The following is a 22,159-nucleotide window of genomic DNA, read 5'->3' as shown; positions in this document are numbered from 1 at the left end:
GATGCGTCGTCATCCGCACGTCACCGACCCGATGGACCGCTCCCGGTTCCCGGTCGATCCCTGGCGCCTGGTCGAGACCTCGACGTCGGCCGATGACCCGGGTCTGACCGAGACCCTGTTCTCGGTCGCCAACGGCTACCTCGGGATGCGCGGCAACCCGGAGGAGGGTCGCCCGTCCTTCGCGCACGGCACCTTCGTCAACGGGTTCCACGAGACCTGGCCGATCAAGCACGCCGAGAACGCGTTCGGCTTCGCCAAGACCGGTCAGACGATCGTCAACGCGCCCGACGCCAAGGTGATGAAGATCTACGTCGACGACGAGCCGTTGACGTTCGGCACCGCCGACCTGGAGGCCTACGAGCGCACCCTCGACTTCCGCGACGGCATCCTGCGCCGGTCGTTGATCTGGCGCACCCCGAGCGGCAAGCGGGTCAAGATCGACTCCACCCGGATGGTGTCGATGACCCAGCGGCACCTGGCGGTGATGACGCTCGAGGTGACGCTGCTGACCGGCAACGCTCCGCTGGTGATCTCCAGCCAGCTGCTGAACCGGCAGGACGGACGCGACGAGTACCACCAGCACTCCGACCCGACCAACGCCCAGGGCGCCGACCCGCGCAAGTCGGCCGCGTTCGAGGAGCGGGTGCTGACCCCGCGGATGTCCTACGCCAACGACCACCGGATGCTGCTCGGCTACCAGGCGGCCCGGTCCGGGATGACGATCGCGGTCGCGGCCGACCACCACCTGCACACCACCGACGAGGTCGAGACCCTCGTCCGGGCCGACGACGACCGGGCCAAGATGGTCTTCCGGGTCGACGCCACCGAGGGCACCACCCTGCGGTTGAACAAGATCGTGGCCTACCACTCCTCGCGCGGCGTTCCCGTGCGTGAGCTCTCCGACCGCTGCGACCGCACCCTAGACCGGGCCGGCCGCAGCGGGGTCGCCCGGCTCGGCGAGGAACAGCGCCGCTGGTGGGCCGACTTCTGGGACTCCTCCGACGTCACCATCGGCGGTGCCGACGAGGACGTGCCGGCGGTGCAGCAGGCGATCCGGTTCAACCTGTTCTCCCTGGCCCAGGCCTCGGCCCGCGCCGACGGGATCGGGGTGCCGGCCAAGGGCGTCACCGGGTCGGGCTACGAGGGCCACTACTTCTGGGACACCGAGATCTACGTGGTCCCGTTCCTCACCTACACCCAGCCGGCGCTGGCCCGGAACGTGCTGCACTTCCGCTCGGTGATGCTGCCGGCCGCGCGCGAACGGGCCAACGAGCTCGCCCAGAAGGGGGCGCTCTTCCCCTGGCGCACCATCAACGGTGAGGAGGCCTCGGCCTACTACGCCGCGGGCACCGCCCAGGTGCACATCGACGCCGACATCGTCTACGCGATGACGAAGTACGTCGCCGCCACCGGTGACACCGGCTTCATGACCCGCGAGGGCATCGACGTGCTCGTCGAGACCTCGCGGATGTGGGTCGACCTCGGCTTCCTGCGGCAGTCGCCGCTGGGCGGGGAGGAGACGTTCCACATCCACGGTGTGACCGGGCCCGACGAGTACACGACGGTGGTGAACAACAACCTGTTCACCAACGTGATGGCTCGCTACAACCTGGAACAGGCCGTCGCCGCCGTACGCGAGATCCAGGCCGCCTCGCCCGAGGAGTTCGAGCAGATCGCGGGTCGGCTCGACCTCGACGACGCCGAGGTCGAGGAGTGGGAGCGGTGCGCCGCCGCGATGCGGATCCCGTTCGACGAGGGGCTCGGCATCCATCCGCAGGACGACTCGTTCCTCGACCGCGAGGTCTGGGACCTGCCCAACACGCCGGCCGACCTGCGACCGCTGCTGCTGCACTATCACCCCCTGGTGATCTACCGGTTCCAGGTGCTCAAGCAGGCCGACGTGGTGCTGGCGCTCTTCCTCCAGGGCGACCGGTTCACGACCGAGCAGAAGCGCGCCGACTTCGAGTACTACGACCCGATCACCACCGGCGACTCGACCCTGTCCGCGGTCGTGCAGTCGATCATCGCGGCCGAGGTCGGCTACCACGAGGTGGCGCTGCACTACTTCTACGACGGCCTGTACGTCGACCTCGCGAACCTGCACGGCAACACCGTCGACGGGATGCACATCGCCTCGACCGGTGGGGTGTGGGCGGCGCTGGTCTTCGGGTTCGGCGGGATGCGGGACTGGGGCGGCCAGCTCTGCTTCGACCCGCGGCTGCCGACCGAGTGGAGCGACCTGACGTTCCGGGTGCGGTGGCGCGACAACCGGTTGGTCGTCCGGATCGACGAGGAGCGGATCACGATCACCCTCGACGAGGGCACCGGCACCGTGCCGCTGACCGTCCGGGGCGAGGAGTACACGGTGCGACCGGGGGCCCCGCTCGTGGTCGCCCTGCCGCACCACGGCCCCCGCACGCCGGGGCACGTCGGCCCGGTCCCGGTCGTCGGCGGCATCCGCGCCGACGGATCGGCGATCACCGCGGCCGTGCCCGAGCCGTCGTTCGGGCCGACCGAGCACATGACCGGTGAGGTCCCGCTGCCCGACTACGAACCCGACAAGAGTTGAGCGCGACCGCAGCAGCGCCGACCGGAAAGGGTCTCGGGCCGGTCGGCCTGGTGCTGCTGGGTGTCGTCTCGGTCCAGCTCGGCGCGGCGTTCGCCAAGACGCTGTTCGACGAGGCCTCCCCGACCACGATCGTGTGGCTGCGGTTGGCGACCTCGACGGTCGTGCTACTGGCCTGGGCCCGCCCGCGGATCCGCGGGCGCTCGTGGGCCGAGTGGTGGCCGGTGCTCGGGCTGGGCGTGTGCCTGGCGACGATGAACTGGGCGATCTACCAGTCGTTCTCCCGGATCCCCTTGGGGATCGCGATCACGATCGAGCTCGCGGGTCCGCTGCTGCTGGCGGTGCTGATCTCGCGTCGGGCCGCGGACATGATCTGGATCGGGCTGGCCGGCCTCGGCGTCGTACTGCTGGGGTTCGAGCCTGCCGACCTCAACCTGGCCGGGGTCGCCTTCGCGGTGCTGGCCGGTGCGGCGTGGGCGGGCTACATCCTGTTCACCGGGTGGACCGGTCGACGGTGGTCCGGGGTGGACGGGCTCGCGCTGGCCTCCACGCTGGCGCTGGTGCTGCTCACCCCGGTGACGCTGACGTTCCACGCCAGCGAGCTCGGGCACTGGCACATCTGGGTGATCGGCGCCGCGGTCGGCCTGCTCTCCTCGGTGATCCCCTACTCGGCGGAGATGATCGCGCTGCGCTCGCTCTCCCCCGTCGTCTTCGGCGTGCTGGTCTCCCTGGACCCGGCGGCCGCGGCGCTGGCGGGCCTGCTCGTGCTCGACGAGTCGCTGTCGGCGATCCAGTGGCTGGCGATCGCCTGCGTGGTCGCCGCCTCGGTCGGGATGACCCGGTCGGGGCGCGAGCGGCTCCTCGACTGAGGCGAGAGCGCCTCCTCGACTGAGCCGTCTCCTGGCACAATCGCCGCATGGGGACCCCTCGTTCGGCGACCGCTGCGGCCTCGCCGCTGGCGTACCACGACGTGCTGTCCGACGACGGCACCGTCCTGCGCGCCTGGACCAACGACCCCGACCACCAGATCGACGGCCCGACCGTGGTGCTGTGCAACGGGCTCGGCACGACCGCGTGGTCCTGGCCGGCCCTGCTCTCCCCCACCTGCGGGGTCCGGGTGGTCTCCTGGAACCACCGCGGCACGGGCGGCTCCGAGCGTCCTCGGGATGTGCGCGAGGTCGGTGTGGACCGTTTCGTGCAGGACGCCCTGAGCGTGATGGACCACTTCGGGGTGACCCGGTCGGTCCTGATCGGCTGGTCGGTCGGGGTGAACACGATGTTCGAGCTGGCCGCCGCGCATCCCGAGCGGGTCTCCGGCCTGTTCGCCGTCGCCGGGGTGCCGGGCGACCTGTTCAGCACCGTGCTCGGTCCGTTGCGACTGCCGACGGTGGTGACGCGTCGGATGACCCGCACCTGGTCGCACTCGCTGCGGCTGGTCGGTCCGCTCCTGACGCCGGTGACGCGGCGCGTCCCGATCGGCGAGTGGACGATCCACGCGCTCGGTCGCACCAGGGTGATCGGCCCGATCGCCGACGCCCAGCTCGCGGCGCTCGCGCTGGCCGAGTTCCTCTCCACCCCGGTGGAGTGGTACTTCCACCTGGCACTGCGCTCGGCCGATCACCGCCATGCCTCGCTGCGCCGGATCCGGGTGCCCGTCCAGTTCGTCGGCGGCACCTTCGACCTGCTCTCCTCGAGTCGCCGGATGGCCGAGGCGGCCGCCCAGCTGACCGATGCCCACGTGGTCGAGCTGCGGGCCTCGCACTTCATCCCGCTGGAGCACCCCGAGCGGGTGCACCGGCTGCTGCTGGACTTCCTGGACCGGGTCAGCGCGCAGGCGTCGCGCCCGGCGTAGCCGCGTCGCTGGCCGTGCTGGCTGTGCTGTCGGTGCTGATCACACCGATCACGGTCGCCTTGCGGGCGGTGCGGCGCAGGGTGGTCAGCACCGCCGGACCGAGCACGACGATCGCGACCGCGGTCGTGATCGCCCGGATCAGGTCGTAGCTGGTGGTCGAGGTGATCAGGGTGTAGCGGACGAAGGTGGCCAGGTTGGCCAGCACGTCGGCGCTCGGGTCGAACGCCAGCTGCTCCTCGTGTCCCGGCACGGCGACCCCGGCCAGCATCGGCCACCCCTGCAGGTTGAGCAGCAGCCCGTAGAGGAGCGAGACGACGACGCCGTACGCCGCGAGGAGGGCGATCTCGGCCTTGCCCCGTGCGGCCGGCAGCAGGCCGGCGCCGAGACCGATCCAGGCCGAGCAGAGCATCTGGTACGGCAGCCAGGGGCCGACGCCGGCGGTGAGCAGCGCGCTCGCGAAGAGTCCGGTGCAGCCGAGCACGAAGCCGAACGCCGGACCGAAGACCCGGCCACCGAGGATGATCAGGAAGAAGACGAACTCGACCCCTGCCACCCCGGCGGAGAGTCCGCGCAGCACCGCGTCGACGGCGCTGAGCACGCCGAGGATCGCCAGGGCCCGGGCGTCGAGGCCGTTCTCGCTGATCTCAGCGACGACGATCAGGACCACGATCGGGAGCAGCAGCAGGAAGATCCACGGCGGCTGCACGATGTGCGCGTCGGGCTGGCGCACCAGGAGCGGCCAGACCAGGGTGATCAGGCCGAAGACGCTGGCCATCGCGATGATCAGCGTCGAGCGGGTGGAGAGCCGGATCACGAGCCGGCCCCCGCGAGCGCTTCGGCGACCTCGTCGACGGTCAGCCACGGGGTGCCGAGCACCTTGGTGACCTGCGGCGCGAACGCCGGACTCTCCGAGAGCACGGTCCGAGCGGGTCCGTCGCTGATGATCTCGCCGTCGGCCAGGACCACGGCGCGGTCGGCGATGTGGGCTGCGAACTCGACGTCGTGGGTGGCGACGAGCAGGCAGCGGCCCTGCGCGGCGAGGTCGTGCAGGATCCCGGCCAGCGCGGCCTTGGCGGCGTAGTCGAGCCCGCGGGTGGGTTCGTCGAGCAGCAGCACCGCCGGGTCGCCGCTGAGCACCAGCGCCAGTGCGAGCGCGAGCCGCTGCCCCTCGGACAGGTCGCGCGGGTGGGCGTCGTCGTCGATCCCGGGGACGAGCCGGTCGAGCAGTGCCCGGGTACCGGGGCCACCGTCGGCACACTCCTCGGCGACGGTGTCGAGGTAGAGCAGGTCGCTCGCGGTCTGCGGCAGCAGCCCGACCAGCCGGCGGCGCTGCTCCGGCTTGAGCGCGGCCGGATCCTGGCCGGCGACCAGGACACTGCCGCCCTGCCGCGCCTGGGATCCCTGGAGCGTCCACAGCAGCGTCGACTTCCCCGCGCCGTTGCGTCCCATCAGCACGGTGATCTCACCGGCGTTCAGGGTGAGGTCGAGCCCCTTGATGACGTCCCGGTTCCCCCGCGAGACCCGGGTTCTGGTGACCCGAATCGCGGGTTCTGGGGCACCGAGATCCCCAGAACTCGCCACTCGACCCCCCAGAAGGCGGGACTCGGCGTGGGCGAAGGCGGGTTTCGCGCGGCGGCGGGCGTCGCGGACGGTCAACGGCAACGGGTCCAGGGCGAGCAGGCGACCGAGCTCGACCAGCGGCGGGGCCACGGGTGAGGTGCGGAGTACGTCGGCGGGGTCGCCGACCTCGAGCCGGCCGTCGCCGCGCATCAGCGCGATCCGGTCCGCGAACGGGACGACCCGCTCGAGCCGGTGCTCGGCCATCAGGACGCTGACGCCGAGGTCCTCGACGAGGCGGGTGACCGTGGCCAGGACGTCCTCGGCGGCGGTCGGGTCGAGCGCGGAGGTGGGTTCGTCGAGGACCAGCAGGCGGGGGTGCATGGTGAGGACCGCACCGAGCGCGACCCGCTGCTGCTGTCCGCCGCTGAGCGTGCGCAGGTCGCGGTGGCGCAGCTCGGCGATGCCGAGCAGGTCCAACGTCTCCTCGACCCGACGACGCATCGTGGTGGGTGCCAGGCCGAGCTGCTCCATGCCGTAGGCGAGCTCCTCCTCGACGGTGTCGGTGACGAACCCGGCGGCCGGGTCCTGACCGACGACGCCCAGCACCTCGGCGCGTTCGCGCGGCGGGGCGTGCAGGATGCTGACCCCGTCGAGCAGCAGGTCGCCGCTGAGGGTGCCGCCGGTGAAGCGCGGCACCAGGCCGCTGACCACGCCGAGCAGGGTGGACTTGCCGACGCCGGTGGGGCCGGCCAGGAGGGTCAGCTCCCCGGCGGGCAGGTCGAGGTCGATCCCGTCGAGGGTCGGTACGGTCTGACCCGGCAGGGTCACGGTGATGCCGCGCAGGGAGATCATGCGGCCACCGCCGGGCTCGGCGTGGGTCGGGTCGGCACCAGCGGCGGGTCGACGAGGACGGGCATCGGTGTCGCGACCGCCGGAATCAGCCCGATGGCCAGGGCGGCCAGTGCCGGGAGGGTCAGCTGCGGCGCCGCGGACAGGGACGGATAGGCGATCCACGGCTGCTCGTGGGCGACCCACCACCCGCCGAAGGCGACGGCCGCTCCGGTCAGGGCGGCCACGTACTCGCCACCGCGCCAGGGCGTCGCCCGGTAGGTCGTCCGCTCCACCCGGCGACCGGCCACGACCAGACCGCCGACGGCCAGCGCGAGTCCCGCGACCAGCATCAGCGCTGCCGCCCAGCCGGCGACGAAGGTGGGGTCGAGCACGGCGTAGGCGCCGATGCACAACCCGATCAGGCCGGCCGCGAGCAGGGTGCCGGTGAGCTGGCGGGCCCGCGCGCCGGCCGGCCCGGTGCGGCCGTACCCACGGGTGTCCATCCCGGCGGCGAGGGCGAGGGACCGCTCCAACGCGTCCTCGAGCACCGGGACCACGATGCGGTGCAGCCACCCCCAGCGCCGTCCGCCGACGCTGGCGCGTAGCTGCTGCGCACGCCGCACCCGCTGGACGCTCTCGGCCAGCTGCGGGAGCACGGTCACCGCGACGACGAGGGCGGTGCCGATCTCGTAGAGCGCCGGCGGCAGCGAGCGGAGCAGTCGCTTGGGGTTGGCCAGCGCGTTGGCCGCACCGACGGCGACCATGATGGCGGCCAGCCGGAGGCCGTCGTACAGGCCGGCGAGCACCGACTCGCGGGTGACCGGTCCGAAGAGGGTGATGCCCAGCATCCAGTCCGGCAGCGGGATCTCGGGCAGGTTGACCCAGATGATCGACCCGGCGCCGCCGGCGAGGACGATCCGGAAGCCGACCCGGATCACGACCACGACGGCCGCGGCGATCAGGTAGTAGCGGAACGCCTTCGCCCACGGCTGGTCGCTGCGCCGAGCGGTGACGACGACGACGGCGACCCCGATCAGGCCGAGCAGCAGCCACGGGTTGGTGGTCTGGGAGGCGTACGCCGCCAGACCGATCGCCCAGCACCACCAGGCGACCGGGTGCACCTCGCGACGGCTGCCGGTGAGCGAGCGCATGATCACGGCGCCTTCGGGGCTCGCTTGCGTACCAGGAGGACGGCCGTGGCGATCCCGACGAGAGCGACCACGAGCAGCGGCCCGACCCACCCGGGCAGCCCGGTCTGGGCCGGCTCGTCCTCGTCGGTCACCGTCGAGGTGGCCGCCGTGGGAGCCGAGCTGGCCGACATGGGGGCCGAGGTGGCCGCCGTGGGCGTCGAGCTGGCCGAAGCGGGAGCCGAGCTGGCCGTCGTGGGCGTCGAGCTGGCCGACGCGGTGGCGGTGGCCGACGACGCCGGTGCCGAGCTCGACGCGGAGGCGGTCGGCTTCGGAGCCTTCGTGGCCCGGGGCTTGGAGCTCGGCTTCGGCTTCACCGGAGCCGTCGTGGCCGCGCTGGTCGGCGCCGTCGGGGTGGCGGCGAGTGGCTGCGGGGCGGTCCCCGGCGCCGTACGCCCGTTGGAGTCCTGCCAGACGAAGGCGATGCTGTCGCCGTTCTTGACCGGTTGGGTGTAGACGCCTTGGCTCGCGTACTTCCAGGCGCCGCCCTGCTTGGAGACGAAGAGCGCCCAGTAGGCGTTGGTGGCCAAGCACTCCTGGCCGGCCGACGGCTTGCCCTGGACGCGGCAGACGAAGCCGGACTGGCGGCTGTCCTGCTCCAGGCTCACGCCGGCCTTGGCGAAGGCCGTCGACGCCTTCGAGCCGCTGCCGCATCCCTGCGTGACCCCGCCGCCGAGGGCGCCGAAGTCGACGACCACTCCGACCCCGGATCCGCTGCAGTAGGCGGCGTGCGCCGGGGCGGGAGCGAGGCCGATGACGGCCGTGGTGAGAAGCACCACGGCCGCCATCAGACCGGAGAAGCGTCGGATCAACGGGTGACCTTGACGGTCGTCGCGCCCGAGCGGTTGGCGAAGGCGCCGGTGACGGTGAGCTTCTTCTTGCCCACGACGGTGGACTTCTTGACCTTCACCCGGACGACGACCTTGCCGGCGGCGTTGGCCTTGGCCTTGCCGAGCGTGATCTTGCCGAGCTTGACCGTGACGGTCTCGGACGGCCAGAGGCCCTTGACGGTGACGGTGACCTTCTTGCCGCGCTTGACCGTCTTGGCGGCCGTGGCCTTGAGCTTGGCGGCGGTGTCGACCGTGAGCTTGACGGTCGAGGTGACGCCGGAGGCGGTCTGCACCGTCACCGGTGCCTGGGCGACGCCACGCGGCGCGACGACCGTGGCCGAGGTGGTCCCGGCGGCGAGGAGCGTGCCCCGACCGTTCACCGCGACGCAGACCGCGTCGGCGGCGTTGGCTCCGGTGAACTTCACCGCGACCTTCGCGCCGGGCTTCACCGTCGTCGGGGCGATGGTGACCTTCGGGGCCGGGCTGGTGACGGGAAGCAAGGAGAGGGCCGCCAGCGACTGAGCCGTCACCGCCACGGCCGACCCGACGCTGGCCGCGTCGGTCAGGCCCTCATCGAGCGCCAGCTCATAGGCGTCGTCGCTGTAGAGGAGCGCGCCACGGTCGTCCTCGAGCGGGGTCGCGCAGGCGCCGTACGAGGAGGCCTGGTGCCGGCGGAGCCAGCCGGCGCTGATCGCGCCGAGCTCGGAGTGACCGGTCAGTCGCAGCGCGCGCGCCGCCAGACCGGTGCTGTTCCCACTGACGCCGTACCACTCGCTGAAGCTGCCGTCGGCACCCTGGAGGTCCTCGTCGCTCAGGAAGGACACGGCGTCGACGATCGCGTCGGTCACCGCGTCCGAGGGGTTCGGCAGCTCGCTCAGCAGGATCACCGTCGTGGCGGTGGCGTCCGGGCTGGAGAAGGTCAGGTCGGTGTCGGTCGAGGCGACGTCCGCTGCGCAGGTCTGGTTCGCAGCGTCGATCGCGGAGAACTTCGAGCGGAAACCGCCGTCGGCGCACTGCTGGCCGAGCAGGTAGTCCAGCGCGTCCTCGGTGCGCGACGACTCCGCCTGGGCGAGGGCGAGCACGGCCCACGCCTGGGCGTTGGTGCCGGTCCAGGCGCTGAACTTCGGGTCCAGGAGGCGACCGTCGGCCGCGGCGTTGACCGTCTTGGTCTCGGTGATCTCGTCGTAGTCCGGCGCGGGGCCGTAGCCGGTCACGACCTTGACGGTGCCGGTGCCGTCGGAGACGTGGGCGGTGAGGTCGCTGGCGAGGGTCTGGTTGAGCGTGCCGGCCAGGTCGGAGGCCCAGACGCCCTGGGCGATCTCCTGGCTCGCGCGGTAGGGGTCGGTCAGCTTCGCGGCTGCGGCCGTGGCGACATAGCCCGCGACCTCGGACGCCCCCTCGGAACCGATCTCGTCCAGCGACTTGGCCGCGTCGGCGGTCGCGCTGATGCTCGGCTCGCCGCCGTACCCCGGAAGGAGCCCGTCCTCGTCCGACCACGAGGAGAGCCAGTTGATGGCGTCGGTCAGGGCGGCCGGCTCCGGCGCCATGACGGCGTCAGCCCCGCTGGGGATGAAGGTGAGACCTGCAGCGGCGAGAGCCGCCGCGGCCAGGGTGGGCGCGAAGCGCATGAGAGTCCTTCCCGCTGCACCAGCGGGGCCTCGGACGAGGACACCCGCTGCTTGTCCTCGACAGCGTGGTCATCAGGTCGCGCCGCGGCAGGTGTTCCGGCTTCACGGTTGCGGGTCAGCGTCGAGATCTCGTCGACTTCCCCCACACACGGGCGAGTATTGGTTTGTAGTCGGCTGACCTTACCCCAGGCTCAGCCAACCGCCCGTCTCGCGAACGACGGGCGGATGGCGGTCGGACGGCGGCCTGCGAGACTGGGAGGGTGAAGTTCTCCGACCACGAGCTGACCCTGGCCGCCGATGCGGCGGCGCGGTTCCTCTTCGCCGCTCGCCAGATGCCGTGGCGACGTGCCGACGCCGAGGCGCGATGGAAGTCCTTGAAGCCGGTGGAGAAGTACCCGTTCCGGGCCGCGTCGGGCAAGAAGGTCCTGGCGGCTCTCGCCGCCCTGCCCGAGCGCAGCGAGCCGGGGACGGCACCGACCTTCTCCCCCGACGAGCTCAAGGCCGCCGCCCGAGCCGGCTCCGCTCCGGTCGCGATGCTTCAGGCCGCGGTGGCCGCCCTTCCGGTCCGTCCCGACCCGGAAGCGGCACCGGTCGTGCCCGACCACGTCCCGGACGACCTGATCTGACCTGCCATGACCTCGGACCCGCGCGACGAGATCGCAGCACTCAAGGCGGAGCTCGCCGCGGTTCGCGCTGAGCTCGCGGAGCTCGCTGCCGGGCGAGACCGGCCCGCGCCGGAACAGCGCGACGCCGCCGTACGACCGAAGCCGCGCTGGCGGGAGACCGACTCAGGCGCCTGGGTCTGCCAGGCGGGCGGACTCGTCACCCGCGGGGAGGAGCTGCTCGCCGAGCTGGCATGGCCCGACGGCTGGCTGCTCGCGACCGGCGTGGAGCTCACCGACCGCAACCGGACCCGCCAGGTCGACGCCCTCGTCATCTCCCCCGGCGGCGTCGCCGTGCTGGAGCAGAAGGACACCGCCTTCCGCGGTCGGGTGGAGTTCCGACCCAACGCGCCGACCCTCATCGACGGGGTGGAGGTCCCGCCGCTGACCGGAGCGCTTCAGCAGGCACGCCTTCCCGCGCAGATGCTGAGCACCGTCCTGCGCAACCAGGGCATCCGGGCCGGCTACGTCACCGCGATGCTGTCCGTGCACGGACCGGTGACGGTGCGACGTGAGGAGATCGGCGGGGTCCTCGTCACCCACACCTCCGACGTTGTCGGCGCCGCTCGGACGGCGCTGCGACCGCACGATCCCGAGGAAGCACTGAGCGCCGGGACCGTGCTCGGCCTCCTGACCGCCGTGTCGCTGCCGCTCGCCGGGCTGCCCTCGCTGACCGAGCTCGGGTACTCCAGTTCGGCCTGGTGAACCGGCCGTTGGGTCGCGGCCGTACCCTCACGAGCATGCGACCCCGTCTGCTCGAACTGCTGGTCTTCGTCGTCGGGGCGGGCACCCTGGGTGCCGAGATCGCTGCGGCCCGGCTGCTGGCACCGTGGTTCGGCGACTCCACGATCGTGTGGGCCAACACGATCGCGATCGTGCTCGTCTCCCTCGCCGTCGGCTACGCCTGGGGCGGCCGGCTGGCCGACCGCGACCCGGCTCCCCGCCGGCTCGCCATCATCGTGCTGATCGCCTCGGGCCTGCTGGCCCTCGTGCCGCTGGTGAGTGGACCGTTCCTCGGCCAGGCCGTCGACGCGGTGGACCAGCTCAGCGCCGCGACGTTCCTCGGCTCCCTCGTCGGAGTCGGGGTGCTCGTCGCCGTACCGCTGTTGCTGCTCGGCATGGTCTCCCCCTTCGCCCTGCGGCTGCGCCTGGACGGCGCCACGAACACCGACCGGGCCGGACGGACCGCCGGTCGCCTCTCCGCGATCGGGACGCTGGGGTCGCTGGTCGGCACCTTCACCGCCTCGCTGCTGCTGATCCCGGTGGCGGGGACCCGACGGACGTTCCTCATCTTCGCGGCCCTGATGGCGCTGGCTGCCCTCCCCCTGATCGGCGGGCGGGTGCGCTGGATGGCGGCCGCGGTGCCGGCAGCGATCGTCGCGCTGATCGCGCTGCCGACCGACTCGGTCAAGGCCGAGGTCGCGCGCGGTGAGGTGATCTGGGAGGCCGAGACGGAGTACCAGTACGCCCGCGTCGTCGAGCGCGAGGACAAGAGCCGCATCCTCGAGCTCAACGAGGGCCACGCGATCCACTCCCGCTACGAGCCGGGCCGCTACCTCACCGGCGGTTACTGGGACGAGATGCTCGCCCTCACCCTCGCCGGCGGAGACACCCCGGACTCGGTCGCCATCCTCGGCTCCGCAGCGGGTACGACGGCGCGGCAGATCGGCCACTACCTGCCGTCCACGCGGGTGGACGCGGTGGAGATCGACCCGGCCGTAACCCAGGTGGGCCGCGACCTGTTCGACCTTCGCGGACCCAACTTGCACACCCATGACGCCGATGCCCGGCCGTGGCTGGCCGCTTCCGACGACACGTTCGACGTGATCATGGTCGACGCCTACCGGCAGCCGTACATCCCGTTCTACCTGACCACGCAGGAGTTCTTCACCGAGGTGCGCTCGCACCTGGCCCCGGGCGGGGTGCTGGTCCTGAACTCCGCCCACCCGGAGGGGTCGGACACGTTGGAGAAGGCGCTCTCAGCGACCCTGCGGTCGGTCTTCGGGGCCGACCAGGTGTGGCGCAACCCGGCCCAGCCGACCAACAGCCAGCTCGTGGCCACGCTGGGCGAGTCGCCCGCGGACGGACTGGCCTCCGCGGAGGTGCCGCCGGCGTTGACCAACCTGGCCGACGACGTCGCGGACCGGCTCGAGCCCGCCCTGACCGGCGGCCCGATCTGGACCGACGACCGCGCGCCGGTCGAGTGGCTCACCGACATGTCGCTCGCCGGAGAGCTCTGAGAGCTCCGAGAGCTTCGAGCGGTCAGCTCAACGCTTGGCGCGACGGTCCCGCACCGACACCTTCGGGGTGCCCTCGTCGCGCATCTCGAAGAGGTCGATCGCTCCGAGAAGCTTCGACCAGCCGCTGAAGCCGTGGTTGCGCGGGTTCTCCGACGACTGGTTCTGCACCCGCTGCCCGACCGTGCTGACCGGAGCCCAGCCGTCGTCGTCGGCCGCGGACGCGATCGTCTTGCGGAGCAGGTTGATCAGGCGGGTGTTGCCGTTGAGCGCCTTGCCGGGCGACGGTGCCGGCGGGGCAGCCGTGTCCGTGGCCTCCGTCTCCTCCGCCGGCAGCAGCCGCGAGACCACGGTGAATCGGGTGCAGGCCGACTGGAACGGCGCCGGCGCCTTGGCCTCGCCGTAGCCGTAGACCTGGCAGCCCTTCTCCCGCAGGTAGTGCGCGAGCGGGGTGAAGTCGGAGTCGCTGGAGACGATCGCGAACGCATCGGGCGCCGCCGCGTGCAGCAGCTCGACCGCGTCGATGACCAGGGCCATGTCGGAGGCGTTCTTGTGCGCCGTCAGGTCGAACTGCTGCATCGGCCGGATCGCCGACTCGGCGAGCACGTCGACCCACGGCTTGAGGCCCTGCTTGGTCCAGTTGCCGTAGGCGCGACGGACCGTCACCTCGCCGTAGGCGGCGAGGTCGGCCAGGACCGCGTCCACCGAGGACGCCGACGCGTTGTCGGCGTCGATCAGCAGCGCGACCCTGGCCTCGACCATCAGCTGAGCTTGTCCATGATGATCTCGCGGACACGGGCCGCATCGGCCTTGCCGCCCATCGACTTCATGATCGGGCCGATCAGGGCGCCGACCGCACCGAGGTTGCCGCCCCGGATCTTGTCCGCGACGTCGGGCTGAGCAGCGATCGCAGCATCCACGGCCTCGGTCAGGGCGCCGTCGTCGGACACCACGGCCAACCCGCGGGCCGCCACGATCTCCGCGGGCGTGCCCTCGCCGGCGTACAGGCCCTCGAAGACCTGGCGGGCCAGCTTGTCGTTGATCGTCTTGGCATCGATCAGCTGCTGCACCTCGACGATCTGGGCCGGGGTGACCCCGACCTCGTCGAGGGCGACACCCGTCTCGTTGGCGCGACGGAGCAGCTCGGCCATCCACCACTTGCGGGCTGCCTGCGGCGTGGCACCGGCCTCGACCGTCTCGGCGATCAGGTCGAGCGCCTCGGCGGCGACGACGTCACGCATCTCGAGGTCGGAGAAGCCGTAGTCGGCCTGCAGTCGCACGCGGCGCTCGGCCGGGTTCTCGGGCAGCGTCAGCCGCAGCTCCTCGACCCACTCACGCGAGGGGGCCACGGGCACCAGGTCGGGCTCCGGGAAGTAGCGGTAGTCCTCGGCGTCGGACTTCTCCCGGCCCGACGAGGTGGAACCGTCGTCCTCGTGGAAGTGACGCGTCTCCTGCAGCACCGAGCCACCTTCGAGCAGGATCCCGGCGTGGCGCGACATCTCGTAGCGCACCGCCCGCTCGACGCTCCGCAGGGAGTTGACGTTCTTGGTCTCCGACCGGGTGCCGAGCTTGTCGGAGCCCTTCGGCGCCAGCGACAGGTTGACGTCGCACCGCATCGAGCCCTGGTCCATCCGGACGTCGGAGACACCGAGCGCCTTGACCAGGTCACGCAGTGCCGAGACGTAGGCTTTGGCCACAGCCGGGGCCTTCTCCCCCGCACCGAGGATCGGCTTGGTGACGATCTCGATCAGCGGGATGCCCGCCCGGTTGTAGTCGATCAGCGAGTAGTCGGCACCCTGGATGCGGCCGGTCGAGCCGCCCACGTGGGTGGCCTTGCCGGTGTCCTCCTCCATGTGCGCGCGCTCGATCTCGATGCGGAAGGTCTCCCCGTCCACGTCGACGTCGAGGTAGCCCTCGAACGCGATCGGCTCGTCGTACTGCGAGGTCTGGAAGTTCTTCGGCATGTCCGGGTAGAAGTAGTTCTTCCGGGCGAAGCGGCACCACTCAGCGATCTCGCAGTTGAGCGCGAGACCGATCCGGATCGCCGACTCGACGGCCTTCGCGTTGACCGCGGGCATCGCACCCGGCAGGCCGAGGCAGGTCGGGCAGACGTTGGTGTTGGGCTCACCGCCGAAGACGGCCGGGCAGCCGCAGAACATCTTGGTGTTGGTGTTGAGCTCGACGTGGACCTCGAGGCCCATCGCCGGGTCGAACTTCTCCAGCACCTCGTCGAAGTCGATCAGGGTCACGGACGCAGCCATCTCAGGCACCTGCCTTCTCGGAGTACGTCGACGGGGCGATCGGTCCGCCCCACTGGGTGTGCAGCGCGGCCTCGAGAGCGGCGCCGACCCGGTAGAGCCGGGCGTCCTCGAGCACCGGGGCGAGGAACTGGATGCCGGTCGGCAGACCGTCCTCGCTGCTGAGACCGGACGGGATCGAGATCCCGGGGACGCCGGCGAGGTTGGCCGGGATGGTGGCGAGGTCCTGCAGGTAGTTGGCCAGCGGGTCGTCAGCCTTCTCCCCGATCGGCCACGCCGTGGTCGGCGCGGTCGGGCTGACCAGGACGTCGACGGACTCGAAGGCGCGCTTGAAGTCCTCGATGATCAGCGTCCGGATCTTCTGGGCCTGGCCGTAGTAGGCGTCGTAGTACCCGCTCGACAGGGCGTAGGTGCCGATCAGGATGCGGCGCTTGACCTCGTTGCCGAAGCCCGCGTCGCGCGACGCCTTCATCACGTCCTCGGCGCTCGGGGAGCCCTCGGGGGTGACCCGCAGCCCGTAGCGCATGGCATCGAACTTGGCGAGGTTGGAGGAGCACTCGGCCGGGAGGATCAGGTAGTAGGCGGCCATCGCGTGCACGAAGTTCGGCAGGCTCACCTCGGTGATCTCCGCACCGAGACCTCGCAGGATCTCGATCGACTCGTTGAACCGCTCCACGACGGGCGCGGTCCAGGCGTCGCCCTGGAGCTCCTTCACGATGCCGACCTTCAGACCGGTCAGGTCACCGGCAGCACCGGAGCGAGCAGCCTCGACGAGTCCCTCGACCGCGGTCGGGACCGAGGTGTGGTCGCGCGGGTCGTGCCCACCGATCAGCTCCTGCAGCAGCGCGGAGTCGAGCACCGTCCGGGTCACCGGGCCGAGCTGGTCCAGCGAGTTGGCCAGCGCGATCACGCCGTAGCGCGACACCGAGCCGTAGGTCGGCTTCACCCCGACGGTGCCGGTCATGGCGCCGGGCTGGCGGATCGAGCCGCCGGTGTCGGAGCCGATCGCGAGCGGAGCCTGGAAGGCGGCGACGGCAGCAGCCGATCCACCACCGGAACCACCCGGGATCCGGGTGTGGTCCCACGGGTTGGCGACCGGGCCGTAGGCGGAGTTCTCGTTGGAGGAGCCCATCGCGAACTCGTCCATGTTGGTCTTGCCGAGGATCGGCAGACCCGCGGCCTTGATCTTGGCGGTCACCGTGCCGTCGTACGGCGGGATCCAGCCCTCGAGGATCTTGGATCCGGCCGTGGTCGGCAGACCCTCGGTGGCCAGCACGTCCTTGATCGCGATCGGGACACCGTCGAGCGGGTGCAGCGGCGCACCGGCGGCGCGGCGGGCGTCGGAGGCCTTCGCCTGTGCGAGAGCGCCCTCGGCGTCGACGTGCAGGAACGCGTTGAGCGTCTCGTTGGTCGCGGAGATCTGGTCGAGGTGCGCCTGCACCAGCTCGACCGAGGTGACGGTGCCCGCGGCGAGGGCGTCGGCCTGCTCGGCGGCAGTGGTGTGGATCCAGTTGCTCACTGTTCGTCTCCCAGGATGCGCGGGACGGAGAACTTGCCGTCCTCCTGCTCGGGGGCGGCCGCCAGCGCCTGGGCCGGGGTCAGGCTGGGCACGACGACGTCCTCGCGGAACACGTTGGTCATCGGGATCGGGTGCGAGGTCGCGGGCACGTCGTCACCGGCGATCCCCTGGATCGAGGCGACCGACTCCAGGATCACGTTCAACTGGGGAGCGAGGTGGTCGAGCTCAGCGTCGGAGAGATCGATCCGGGCGAGGTCGGCCAGATGGCGCACCTCGTCACGGGAGAGTTCAGGCATGGGGGTCAGTCTAGGGCGCTGGCTAGGCTCACCCGTCATGGAGATCTCCGGCAAGAGGTTCGTGGTCACCGGCGGCGGGAACGGCATCGGGCGCGAGGTCGTCCTGGCGCTCCTGGGCCAGGGCGCCGAGGTGGTCGCGATCGATCTCGACGCCGACGCGTTGGCCGAGACCGCCCGCCTGGCCGACGCCGGCGAGCGGCTCCGCACCGAGGCCGCCTCGATCACCGACCGCGACGCGATGCTGGCGCTCCCGACGACCCTGGGTCCGGTCGACGGGCTGATCAACGTCGCCGGGGTGATCCACGACTTCGTGCCGATCAACGACCTGGAGTTCGCCGCGATCGAGCGGGTGATGAACGTGAACTTCTGGGGCACGGTGAACACGGTCAAGGCGTTCCTCCCCGGCCTCCTCACACGCCCGGCCGCGGCGATCGTCAACGTCTCCTCGATGGGCGCCTACGGTCCGGTGCCCGGGCAGAGCGCGTACGGCGCCTCCAAGGCCGCCGTCCGTCTCTTCACCGAAGGTCTCTACGCCGAGCTGATGGACACCGACGTCCAGGTGACCGTCGTCCACCCCGGCGCGATCGCCACCCAGATCACCGAGAACTCCGGTGTCGACGCTCCGGTCGAGGGCATGTCCGAGGCGAAGATGGCCGAGATCCAGGCCAAGCTCACCCCGGCCCCCGAGGCGGCGCGCCAGATCGTCGACGCGATCCGCACCGGACGCGAGCGGGTGCTGATCGGCAAGGACGCGGCGATGCTGGACAAGCTGATGCGCCTCCTCCCGACCCGCGGCATCGCGATCGTGAAGAAGAACATGGAGAAGATGCTCGGCTCATGACCCGTCTGATCTCCCCCGACCCCGACCGCTACGCGGACTGGGCGGCGCTCGTGGCCGACAACGAGGACGAGGTCCCGCACGGCAGCGGGATGTGGTGGGTCACCGGCGGCACCAGCCCGGAGGGTTTCGGCGAGCACCTCGCGGCCTCGGCCCGGAACGCCGACCTGACGCAGCCGCCTCCCGAGGGCCGAGTCCGCTGCACTCAGTGGTGGATCACCGACGACGCGGGGACGCTGGTCGGTTTCATCCAGCTGCGGCACACGCTCAACGACTTCCTGCTGGAACGCGGAGGTCACATCGGCTACTCGGTGCGCACGTCACGCCGACGCGAAGGGCATGCGACGGCTGCGCTGGGCCTGGCGCTGGACGAGGCACGCAAGCTCGGCATCGCCCGAGCGCTGGTCACGTGCGATGACACCAACGAGGCCTCGGCGCGCACGATCGAGACTCACGGAGGCGTGCTCGAGGACGTCCGCGACGGCACACGCCGCTACTGGATCGGCTGACCGGCGACCGATCGTGGAGCGGCACGGTCACATGCTGACCATGGCGCTCCACAACCCGCTATCCACAACCGTCCCCTCGGCGAGAACGCGTTCGCGCGGAATGGCGGAGTGTGGGCACCATGACGGTCGACCCTGGGGCAGCTCGGATCCTTCGTGAAGCCCTCGAGCTTGATCGCACAGCCCAGGCGGGCGTGGTCACCTGGCATCAGCTCCGCGAGGGCCGGTGGCCCGTGGCCGAGATCCGTCGCGCCGTACGACGCCGTGAGCTGGTGCGGGTCCACCCGCACGTCTACGTCGGCCACACCGGGCCGCTCTCAGCGGAGCAACGCGCGTGGGCGGCGGTGCTGTGGGCGGCGCCGGCCGCGCTGTGTGGTCCGTCCGTCCTCGGGGTCTCGGGCTCCGACGAGGTTCACGTCGCCGTCGAACGCGGCCGTCGACTCAACCCTCCACCGGGCGTCGTCGTGCGTCCGGTCGCGCACCTGGAGGAAATGATCCGAGCCGGGACGAAGCCACCGCGACTGGCCCTGGAGCACCACGCGCTCCTCGAGGCCGCCCGGGCCACCACCGAGTCCGAGGTCGTCGCGGCGCTGACCGACACCATCGGGCGAAGGGGTACGACGGCCGCCGGCGTGCGACGAGCGATGTCCCTCCATCCCACCCTTCCGCGACGTCGGCTGGTTCTCGCCCTGCTCGACGACATCGAGAACGGCACTGAATCGGTGCTGGAGCACGGCTTCCTGGCCCGGGTCGAGCGGCCACACGGACTGCCGACACCGGTCCGCCAGGCGGTCCGTCGCAACGGCAAGGAACGACGCGACCTGGACTACGTGGAGTTCGAGTTCGTGATCGAGCTCGACGGGCGACTCAACCACGAGTCCTGGCGGGCTGGGAACCGGGACGCGCTGCGGGACCTGGCGGATGTGGCGAGCGGAAAGGCGGTCCTGCGTCTGCGCTGGAGCCCCGTCATGGAGACGCCCTGTGACACCGCCGCACTCCTGGCACGAGCGCTGCAGCAGCGCGGCTGGACCGGCACGATGACCGCCTGCCCGAACTGCCCGCCCGAGAATCGGTTGTAGAGCGCCACGGTCACATGCTGACCATGGCGCTCCACCACCTCAGGCGAGCCCGTCCGGTCCGTCCGCCAGCAGGCGCTTGAACCCGTCCTCGTCGAGGATGGTCAGCCCGAGCTCCTCGGCCTTGGCGGCCTTGGATCCGGCGTTCGCGCCGAGCACCACGTAGTCGGTCTTCTTCGACACCGAGCCGGCGGCCTTGCCGCCGCGGCTGATGATCGCCTCCTTGGCGCCGTCCCGGCTGAACTCCTCCAGCGACCCGGTGACGACGACGGTCAGTCCCTCGAGCGTCTGGAGGATCGACTTGTCCCGCTCGTCCCTCATCACGACGCCGGCAGCGGCCCAGCGGTCGACGATCTCGACGTGCCAGTCGACCCGGAACCAGGCGAGCACGGCGTCGGCGATCACCGGCCCGACGCCCTCGACCTCGGCGAGGCGAGCCCGAGCGCGTTCGGCCTCGGTGGCGGGGGCCTTCGCGCGGGTGCTCGGCGCCGCGGGCTCGACCTCGGCATCGACGAGGTCGTCGGACTCCTCGCCCGACAGCTCGGTGAGCTCGGCGTCCTTGGCCTGCTCGACCAGCGCACGCAGGGCCTCCATCGAGCCGAACTCGGTCGCCAGCGCGCGGGCCGCGATCGGGCCGACGTGGCGGATCGAGAGCGCGACCAGCACCCGCCACAACGGAACGCCGCGCCGATCACGCAGGTTGGGGATCAGCTTCAGTCCGTTGGCGGACAGCTGGCGCCCTTCCTCACCACGCTTGGGTTCGCGGGTGAAGAGCGGGGTCTTGAGGAGGTCCTCCTCGGTCAGGTCGAAGACGCCACCCTCGTTGCGCAACGCACCCGACTCGAGCAGCGCGACGCAGGCCTCGTACCCCATGCCGTCGATGTCGAAGGCGCCGCGACCCGCGACGTGGTTGACCCGTTCGGTCACCTGGGCGATGCAGAACTCGTGGTTCGGACAGCGCCGGTCCTTGTCTCCGGCCTTCTGCTCGACCAGCGGTGTCCCGCACGCCGGGCAGGCCGTCGGCGGCTCCCAGGCGGGCAATCCCTCGGGGCGCAGGCTGAGGACCGGGCCGAGGATCTCGGGGATGACGTCGCCGGCCTTCCGCAGCACGACGGTGTCGCCGGGGCGGACGTCCTTGCGCGCGACCTCGTAGAAGTTGTGCAGCGTGGCCATCTCCACCGTCGAGCCGGCGACCTTGACCGGCTCCATCACACCGAACGGCGTCACCCGCCCGGTCCGACCGGTGTTGACCGCCACCGCCTTCAACAGCGTGTGCACCTCTTCGGGCGCGTACTTGTAGGCGATCGCCCAGCGCGGGGCACGCGAGGTCGAACCCAGGGCCCGCTGCTGGGCGACCTCGTCGACCTTGATCACGACGCCGTCGATCTCGTGCTCGAGCACGGCCAGGTCGTGACGGTGCTTCTCGAAGTACGCGATGTACTCCTCCACCCCGGCCAGGTCCGGAACGACCTTGACGGTGGCCGCGACCGGCAGGCCCCACGCCGCCAGGGCCTCGTAGGCGTGGGACTGCGAGACGGGCTCGAAGCCCTCCCGCGCACCGATTCCGTGGCAGACCATCGAGAGTCGTCCGAGTCGAGCCAGCGCGGCGGTCCGCTTCTGCGCCGTCGTCGAGACCCCGTCGAGCTTGAGCCGGAGCGACCCCGCGGCGGTGTTGCGCGCGTTGGCGAACTCCTTGATCCCCTGGGCGCGCTGCTCCTCGAGGAGCGCCTCGAACTCGGTCACGGGCATGTAGACCTCGCCGCGCACCTCGACCAGCGTCGGCACGGGAAACTCCGGCGTCGCGGCCAGCTCGTCGGGGATGGAGGTGATGTGGCGGACGTTGACCGTGACGTCCTCACCCGTGGTGCCGTCGCCGCGGGTGAGTGCCCGCTTCAGCACGCCGTCGCGGTAGAGCAGGTTGATCGCCAGCCCGTCGACCTTGACCTCGCACAGCAACGGCGGGGGTACGGCGCCGGCGCCGGCGACCCGGAGGTACCAGGCCTGCACCTCCTCGACCGAGAAGGCGTTGTCGAGGGACTCCATCCGCTGCAGGTGATCGACCGAGGCGAACCCGGAGGTGACCCGGCCGCCGACGCTCTGGGTCGGCGACTCGGGCGTGACCAGCTCGGGGTGGGCCGCCTCGAGCTCGACGAGATCACGCCACAGGGCGTCGTACTCGGCGTCGGAAAGGGTGGGCGCGTCCTGCTCGTAGTAGAGGGCGCGCGCCTCCTCGATCCGCTGTGTGAGCTCGTGGTGGCGGGCGCGCGGGTCGAGGTCGCCTGTCTGCGGAACGGTCACAACACCATCTTGCCG

Annotated in this window: 19 protein-coding genes; 9 read left to right on the top strand and 10 right to left on the bottom strand. The window is 71.3% G+C overall.

From position 1 onward, the window contains the following. The first annotated feature begins 1 nt into the window (after window position 1). The 3 genes from ACZ5J1_RS03305 to ACZ5J1_RS03295 are packed head-to-tail and all read left to right on the top strand — an operon-like array spanning window position 2 to window position 4,418. On the top strand, window positions 2–2,569 hold the full coding sequence (locus ACZ5J1_RS03305; protein ID WP_464562479.1) for a glycoside hydrolase family 65 protein: 2,568 nt from the start codon (window positions 2–4) through the stop codon (window positions 2,567–2,569). After that, complete coding sequence (locus tag ACZ5J1_RS03300; protein WP_464562477.1) at window positions 2,566–3,435, top strand: EamA family transporter; 870 nt, start codon at window positions 2,566–2,568, stop codon at window positions 3,433–3,435. Before ACZ5J1_RS03305 ends, ACZ5J1_RS03300 begins: the two co-directional genes overlap by 4 nt. Window positions 3,436–3,482: 47 nt before the next feature. Then, window positions 3,483–4,418, top strand: coding sequence for an alpha/beta fold hydrolase (locus tag ACZ5J1_RS03295; RefSeq protein WP_464562475.1), 936 nt, complete (start codon window positions 3,483–3,485; stop codon window positions 4,416–4,418). Here the strand turns inward: ACZ5J1_RS03295 and ACZ5J1_RS03290 are convergent. From ACZ5J1_RS03290 to ACZ5J1_RS03270, 5 genes are read right to left on the bottom strand one after another with little or no spacing between them, the layout of a single operon-like run. Continuing rightward, the gene (locus ACZ5J1_RS03290) at window positions 4,390–5,232 is read right to left on the bottom strand and encodes an ECF transporter S component (RefSeq protein ID WP_464562473.1); all 843 of its coding nucleotides are present in this window, start codon (window positions 5,230–5,232) and stop codon (window positions 4,390–4,392) included. The genes ACZ5J1_RS03295 and ACZ5J1_RS03290 overlap by 29 nt on opposite strands. Next, complete coding sequence (locus tag ACZ5J1_RS03285) at window positions 5,229–6,830, bottom strand: ABC transporter ATP-binding protein (RefSeq protein WP_464562471.1); 1,602 nt, start codon at window positions 6,828–6,830, stop codon at window positions 5,229–5,231. Before ACZ5J1_RS03285 ends, ACZ5J1_RS03290 begins: the two co-directional genes overlap by 4 nt. Then, window positions 6,827–7,960, bottom strand: coding sequence for an energy-coupling factor transporter transmembrane component T (locus ACZ5J1_RS03280; protein WP_464562469.1), 1,134 nt, complete (start codon window positions 7,958–7,960; stop codon window positions 6,827–6,829). Before ACZ5J1_RS03280 ends, ACZ5J1_RS03285 begins: the two co-directional genes overlap by 4 nt. A 2-nt stretch (window positions 7,961–7,962) precedes the next feature. Further along, entirely contained in the window at window positions 7,963–8,808 is an 846-nt protein-coding gene (locus ACZ5J1_RS03275) for a hypothetical protein (protein ID WP_464562467.1), read from the bottom strand. Beyond that, window positions 8,805–10,454 carry a prenyltransferase/squalene oxidase repeat-containing protein gene (locus tag ACZ5J1_RS03270; protein WP_464562465.1) on the bottom strand — a complete coding sequence of 550 codons (1,650 nt, stop codon included), beginning with the start codon at window positions 10,452–10,454 and terminating at the stop codon, window positions 8,805–8,807. Before ACZ5J1_RS03270 ends, ACZ5J1_RS03275 begins: the two co-directional genes overlap by 4 nt. A 260-nt stretch (window positions 10,455–10,714) precedes the next feature. Between ACZ5J1_RS03270 and ACZ5J1_RS03265 the strand changes: the two genes are divergently transcribed. Genes ACZ5J1_RS03265 through ACZ5J1_RS03255 form a run of 3 tightly spaced genes read left to right on the top strand, consistent with a single transcriptional unit; the run spans window position 10,715 to window position 13,356 of the window. Next, window positions 10,715–11,080: a hypothetical protein gene (locus tag ACZ5J1_RS03265; RefSeq protein WP_464562463.1), complete on the top strand. Its 366-nt coding sequence runs from the start codon at window positions 10,715–10,717 to the stop codon at window positions 11,078–11,080. Between the two features lie 6 nt (window positions 11,081–11,086). Beyond that, window positions 11,087–11,821 (top strand): nuclease-related domain-containing protein, encoded by a 735-nt coding sequence (locus tag ACZ5J1_RS03260; RefSeq protein ID WP_464562461.1) that lies wholly within the window; start codon window positions 11,087–11,089, stop codon window positions 11,819–11,821. A gap of 35 nt (window positions 11,822–11,856) precedes the next feature. Continuing rightward, a complete protein-coding gene (locus tag ACZ5J1_RS03255; protein ID WP_464562459.1) occupies window positions 11,857–13,356 on the top strand; it encodes a spermidine synthase in 1,500 nt (499 codons plus the stop codon). A 27-nt stretch (window positions 13,357–13,383) separates the two neighbouring features. On the opposite strand, the gene ACZ5J1_RS03250 is transcribed toward ACZ5J1_RS03255, so the two are convergent. The 4 genes from ACZ5J1_RS03250 to gatC are packed head-to-tail and all read right to left on the bottom strand — an operon-like array spanning window position 13,384 to window position 17,426. Then, window positions 13,384–14,115 carry an NYN domain-containing protein gene (locus ACZ5J1_RS03250; RefSeq protein WP_464562457.1) on the bottom strand — a complete coding sequence of 244 codons (732 nt, stop codon included), beginning with the start codon at window positions 14,113–14,115 and terminating at the stop codon, window positions 13,384–13,386. Beyond that, window positions 14,115–15,614: an Asp-tRNA(Asn)/Glu-tRNA(Gln) amidotransferase subunit GatB gene (gatB, locus tag ACZ5J1_RS03245; RefSeq protein ID WP_464562455.1), complete on the bottom strand. Its 1,500-nt coding sequence runs from the start codon at window positions 15,612–15,614 to the stop codon at window positions 14,115–14,117. The genes ACZ5J1_RS03250 and gatB overlap by 1 nt, the downstream gene beginning before the upstream one ends. Window position 15,615: 1 nt before the next feature. Then, on the bottom strand, window positions 15,616–17,130 hold the full coding sequence (gene gatA, locus ACZ5J1_RS03240) for an Asp-tRNA(Asn)/Glu-tRNA(Gln) amidotransferase subunit GatA (protein WP_464562453.1): 1,515 nt from the start codon (window positions 17,128–17,130) through the stop codon (window positions 15,616–15,618). After that, window positions 17,127–17,426, bottom strand: coding sequence for an Asp-tRNA(Asn)/Glu-tRNA(Gln) amidotransferase subunit GatC (gene gatC / locus ACZ5J1_RS03235; protein ID WP_464562451.1), 300 nt, complete (start codon window positions 17,424–17,426; stop codon window positions 17,127–17,129). Before gatC ends, gatA begins: the two co-directional genes overlap by 4 nt. Before the next feature lie 37 nt (window positions 17,427–17,463). Between gatC and ACZ5J1_RS03230 the strand changes: the two genes are divergently transcribed. The 3 genes from ACZ5J1_RS03230 (at window position 17,464) to ACZ5J1_RS03220 (ending at window position 19,849) form a co-directional block, all read left to right on the top strand. Continuing rightward, entirely contained in the window at window positions 17,464–18,267 is an 804-nt protein-coding gene (locus ACZ5J1_RS03230; RefSeq protein WP_464562449.1) for an SDR family NAD(P)-dependent oxidoreductase, read from the top strand. Continuing rightward, window positions 18,264–18,773 (top strand): GNAT family N-acetyltransferase, encoded by a 510-nt coding sequence (locus ACZ5J1_RS03225; RefSeq protein ID WP_464562447.1) that lies wholly within the window; start codon window positions 18,264–18,266, stop codon window positions 18,771–18,773. Before ACZ5J1_RS03230 ends, ACZ5J1_RS03225 begins: the two co-directional genes overlap by 4 nt. 119 nt (window positions 18,774–18,892) lie before the next feature. Further along, entirely contained in the window at window positions 18,893–19,849 is a 957-nt protein-coding gene (locus ACZ5J1_RS03220; protein ID WP_464562445.1) for a hypothetical protein, read from the top strand. Window positions 19,850–19,888: 39 nt separating this feature from the next. On the opposite strand, the gene ligA is transcribed toward ACZ5J1_RS03220, so the two are convergent. Beyond that, window positions 19,889–22,144 (bottom strand): NAD-dependent DNA ligase LigA, encoded by a 2,256-nt coding sequence (gene ligA / locus ACZ5J1_RS03215; RefSeq protein WP_464562443.1) that lies wholly within the window; start codon window positions 22,142–22,144, stop codon window positions 19,889–19,891. Window positions 22,145–22,159: the final 15 nt, after the last annotated feature.

It is taken from the genome of Nocardioides sp. JCM 18999, from assembly GCF_055391175.1.
This window is presented reverse-complemented; position numbering and strand designations above follow the sequence as displayed.

Excerpts from the sequence above, each read along its gene's own strand:
- gatB (WP_464562455.1), bottom strand. The coding sequence starts at position 15,614 with ATGGCTGCGTCCGTGACCCTGATCGACTTCGACGAGGTGCTGGAGAAG.
- ACZ5J1_RS03260 (WP_464562461.1), top strand. The coding sequence starts at position 11,087 with ATGACCTCGGACCCGCGCGACGAGATCGCAGCACTCAAGGCGGAGCTC.
- gatC (WP_464562451.1), bottom strand. The coding sequence starts at position 17,426 with ATGCCTGAACTCTCCCGTGACGAGGTGCGCCATCTGGCCGACCTCGCC.
- ACZ5J1_RS03270 (WP_464562465.1), bottom strand. The coding sequence starts at position 10,454 with ATGCGCTTCGCGCCCACCCTGGCCGCGGCGGCTCTCGCCGCTGCAGGT.
- ACZ5J1_RS03305 (WP_464562479.1), top strand. The coding sequence starts at position 2 with ATGCGTCGTCATCCGCACGTCACCGACCCGATGGACCGCTCCCGGTTC.
- ACZ5J1_RS03295 (WP_464562475.1), top strand. The coding sequence starts at position 3,483 with ATGGGGACCCCTCGTTCGGCGACCGCTGCGGCCTCGCCGCTGGCGTAC.
- ACZ5J1_RS03250 (WP_464562457.1), bottom strand. The coding sequence starts at position 14,115 with ATGGTCGAGGCCAGGGTCGCGCTGCTGATCGACGCCGACAACGCGTCG.
- ACZ5J1_RS03255 (WP_464562459.1), top strand. The coding sequence starts at position 11,857 with ATGCGACCCCGTCTGCTCGAACTGCTGGTCTTCGTCGTCGGGGCGGGC.
- ACZ5J1_RS03280 (WP_464562469.1), bottom strand. The coding sequence starts at position 7,960 with ATGCGCTCGCTCACCGGCAGCCGTCGCGAGGTGCACCCGGTCGCCTGG.
- ACZ5J1_RS03225 (WP_464562447.1), top strand. The coding sequence starts at position 18,264 with ATGACCCGTCTGATCTCCCCCGACCCCGACCGCTACGCGGACTGGGCG.
- ACZ5J1_RS03220 (WP_464562445.1), top strand. The coding sequence starts at position 18,893 with ATGACGGTCGACCCTGGGGCAGCTCGGATCCTTCGTGAAGCCCTCGAG.
- ACZ5J1_RS03285 (WP_464562471.1), bottom strand. The coding sequence starts at position 6,830 with ATGATCTCCCTGCGCGGCATCACCGTGACCCTGCCGGGTCAGACCGTA.
- ACZ5J1_RS03230 (WP_464562449.1), top strand. The coding sequence starts at position 17,464 with ATGGAGATCTCCGGCAAGAGGTTCGTGGTCACCGGCGGCGGGAACGGC.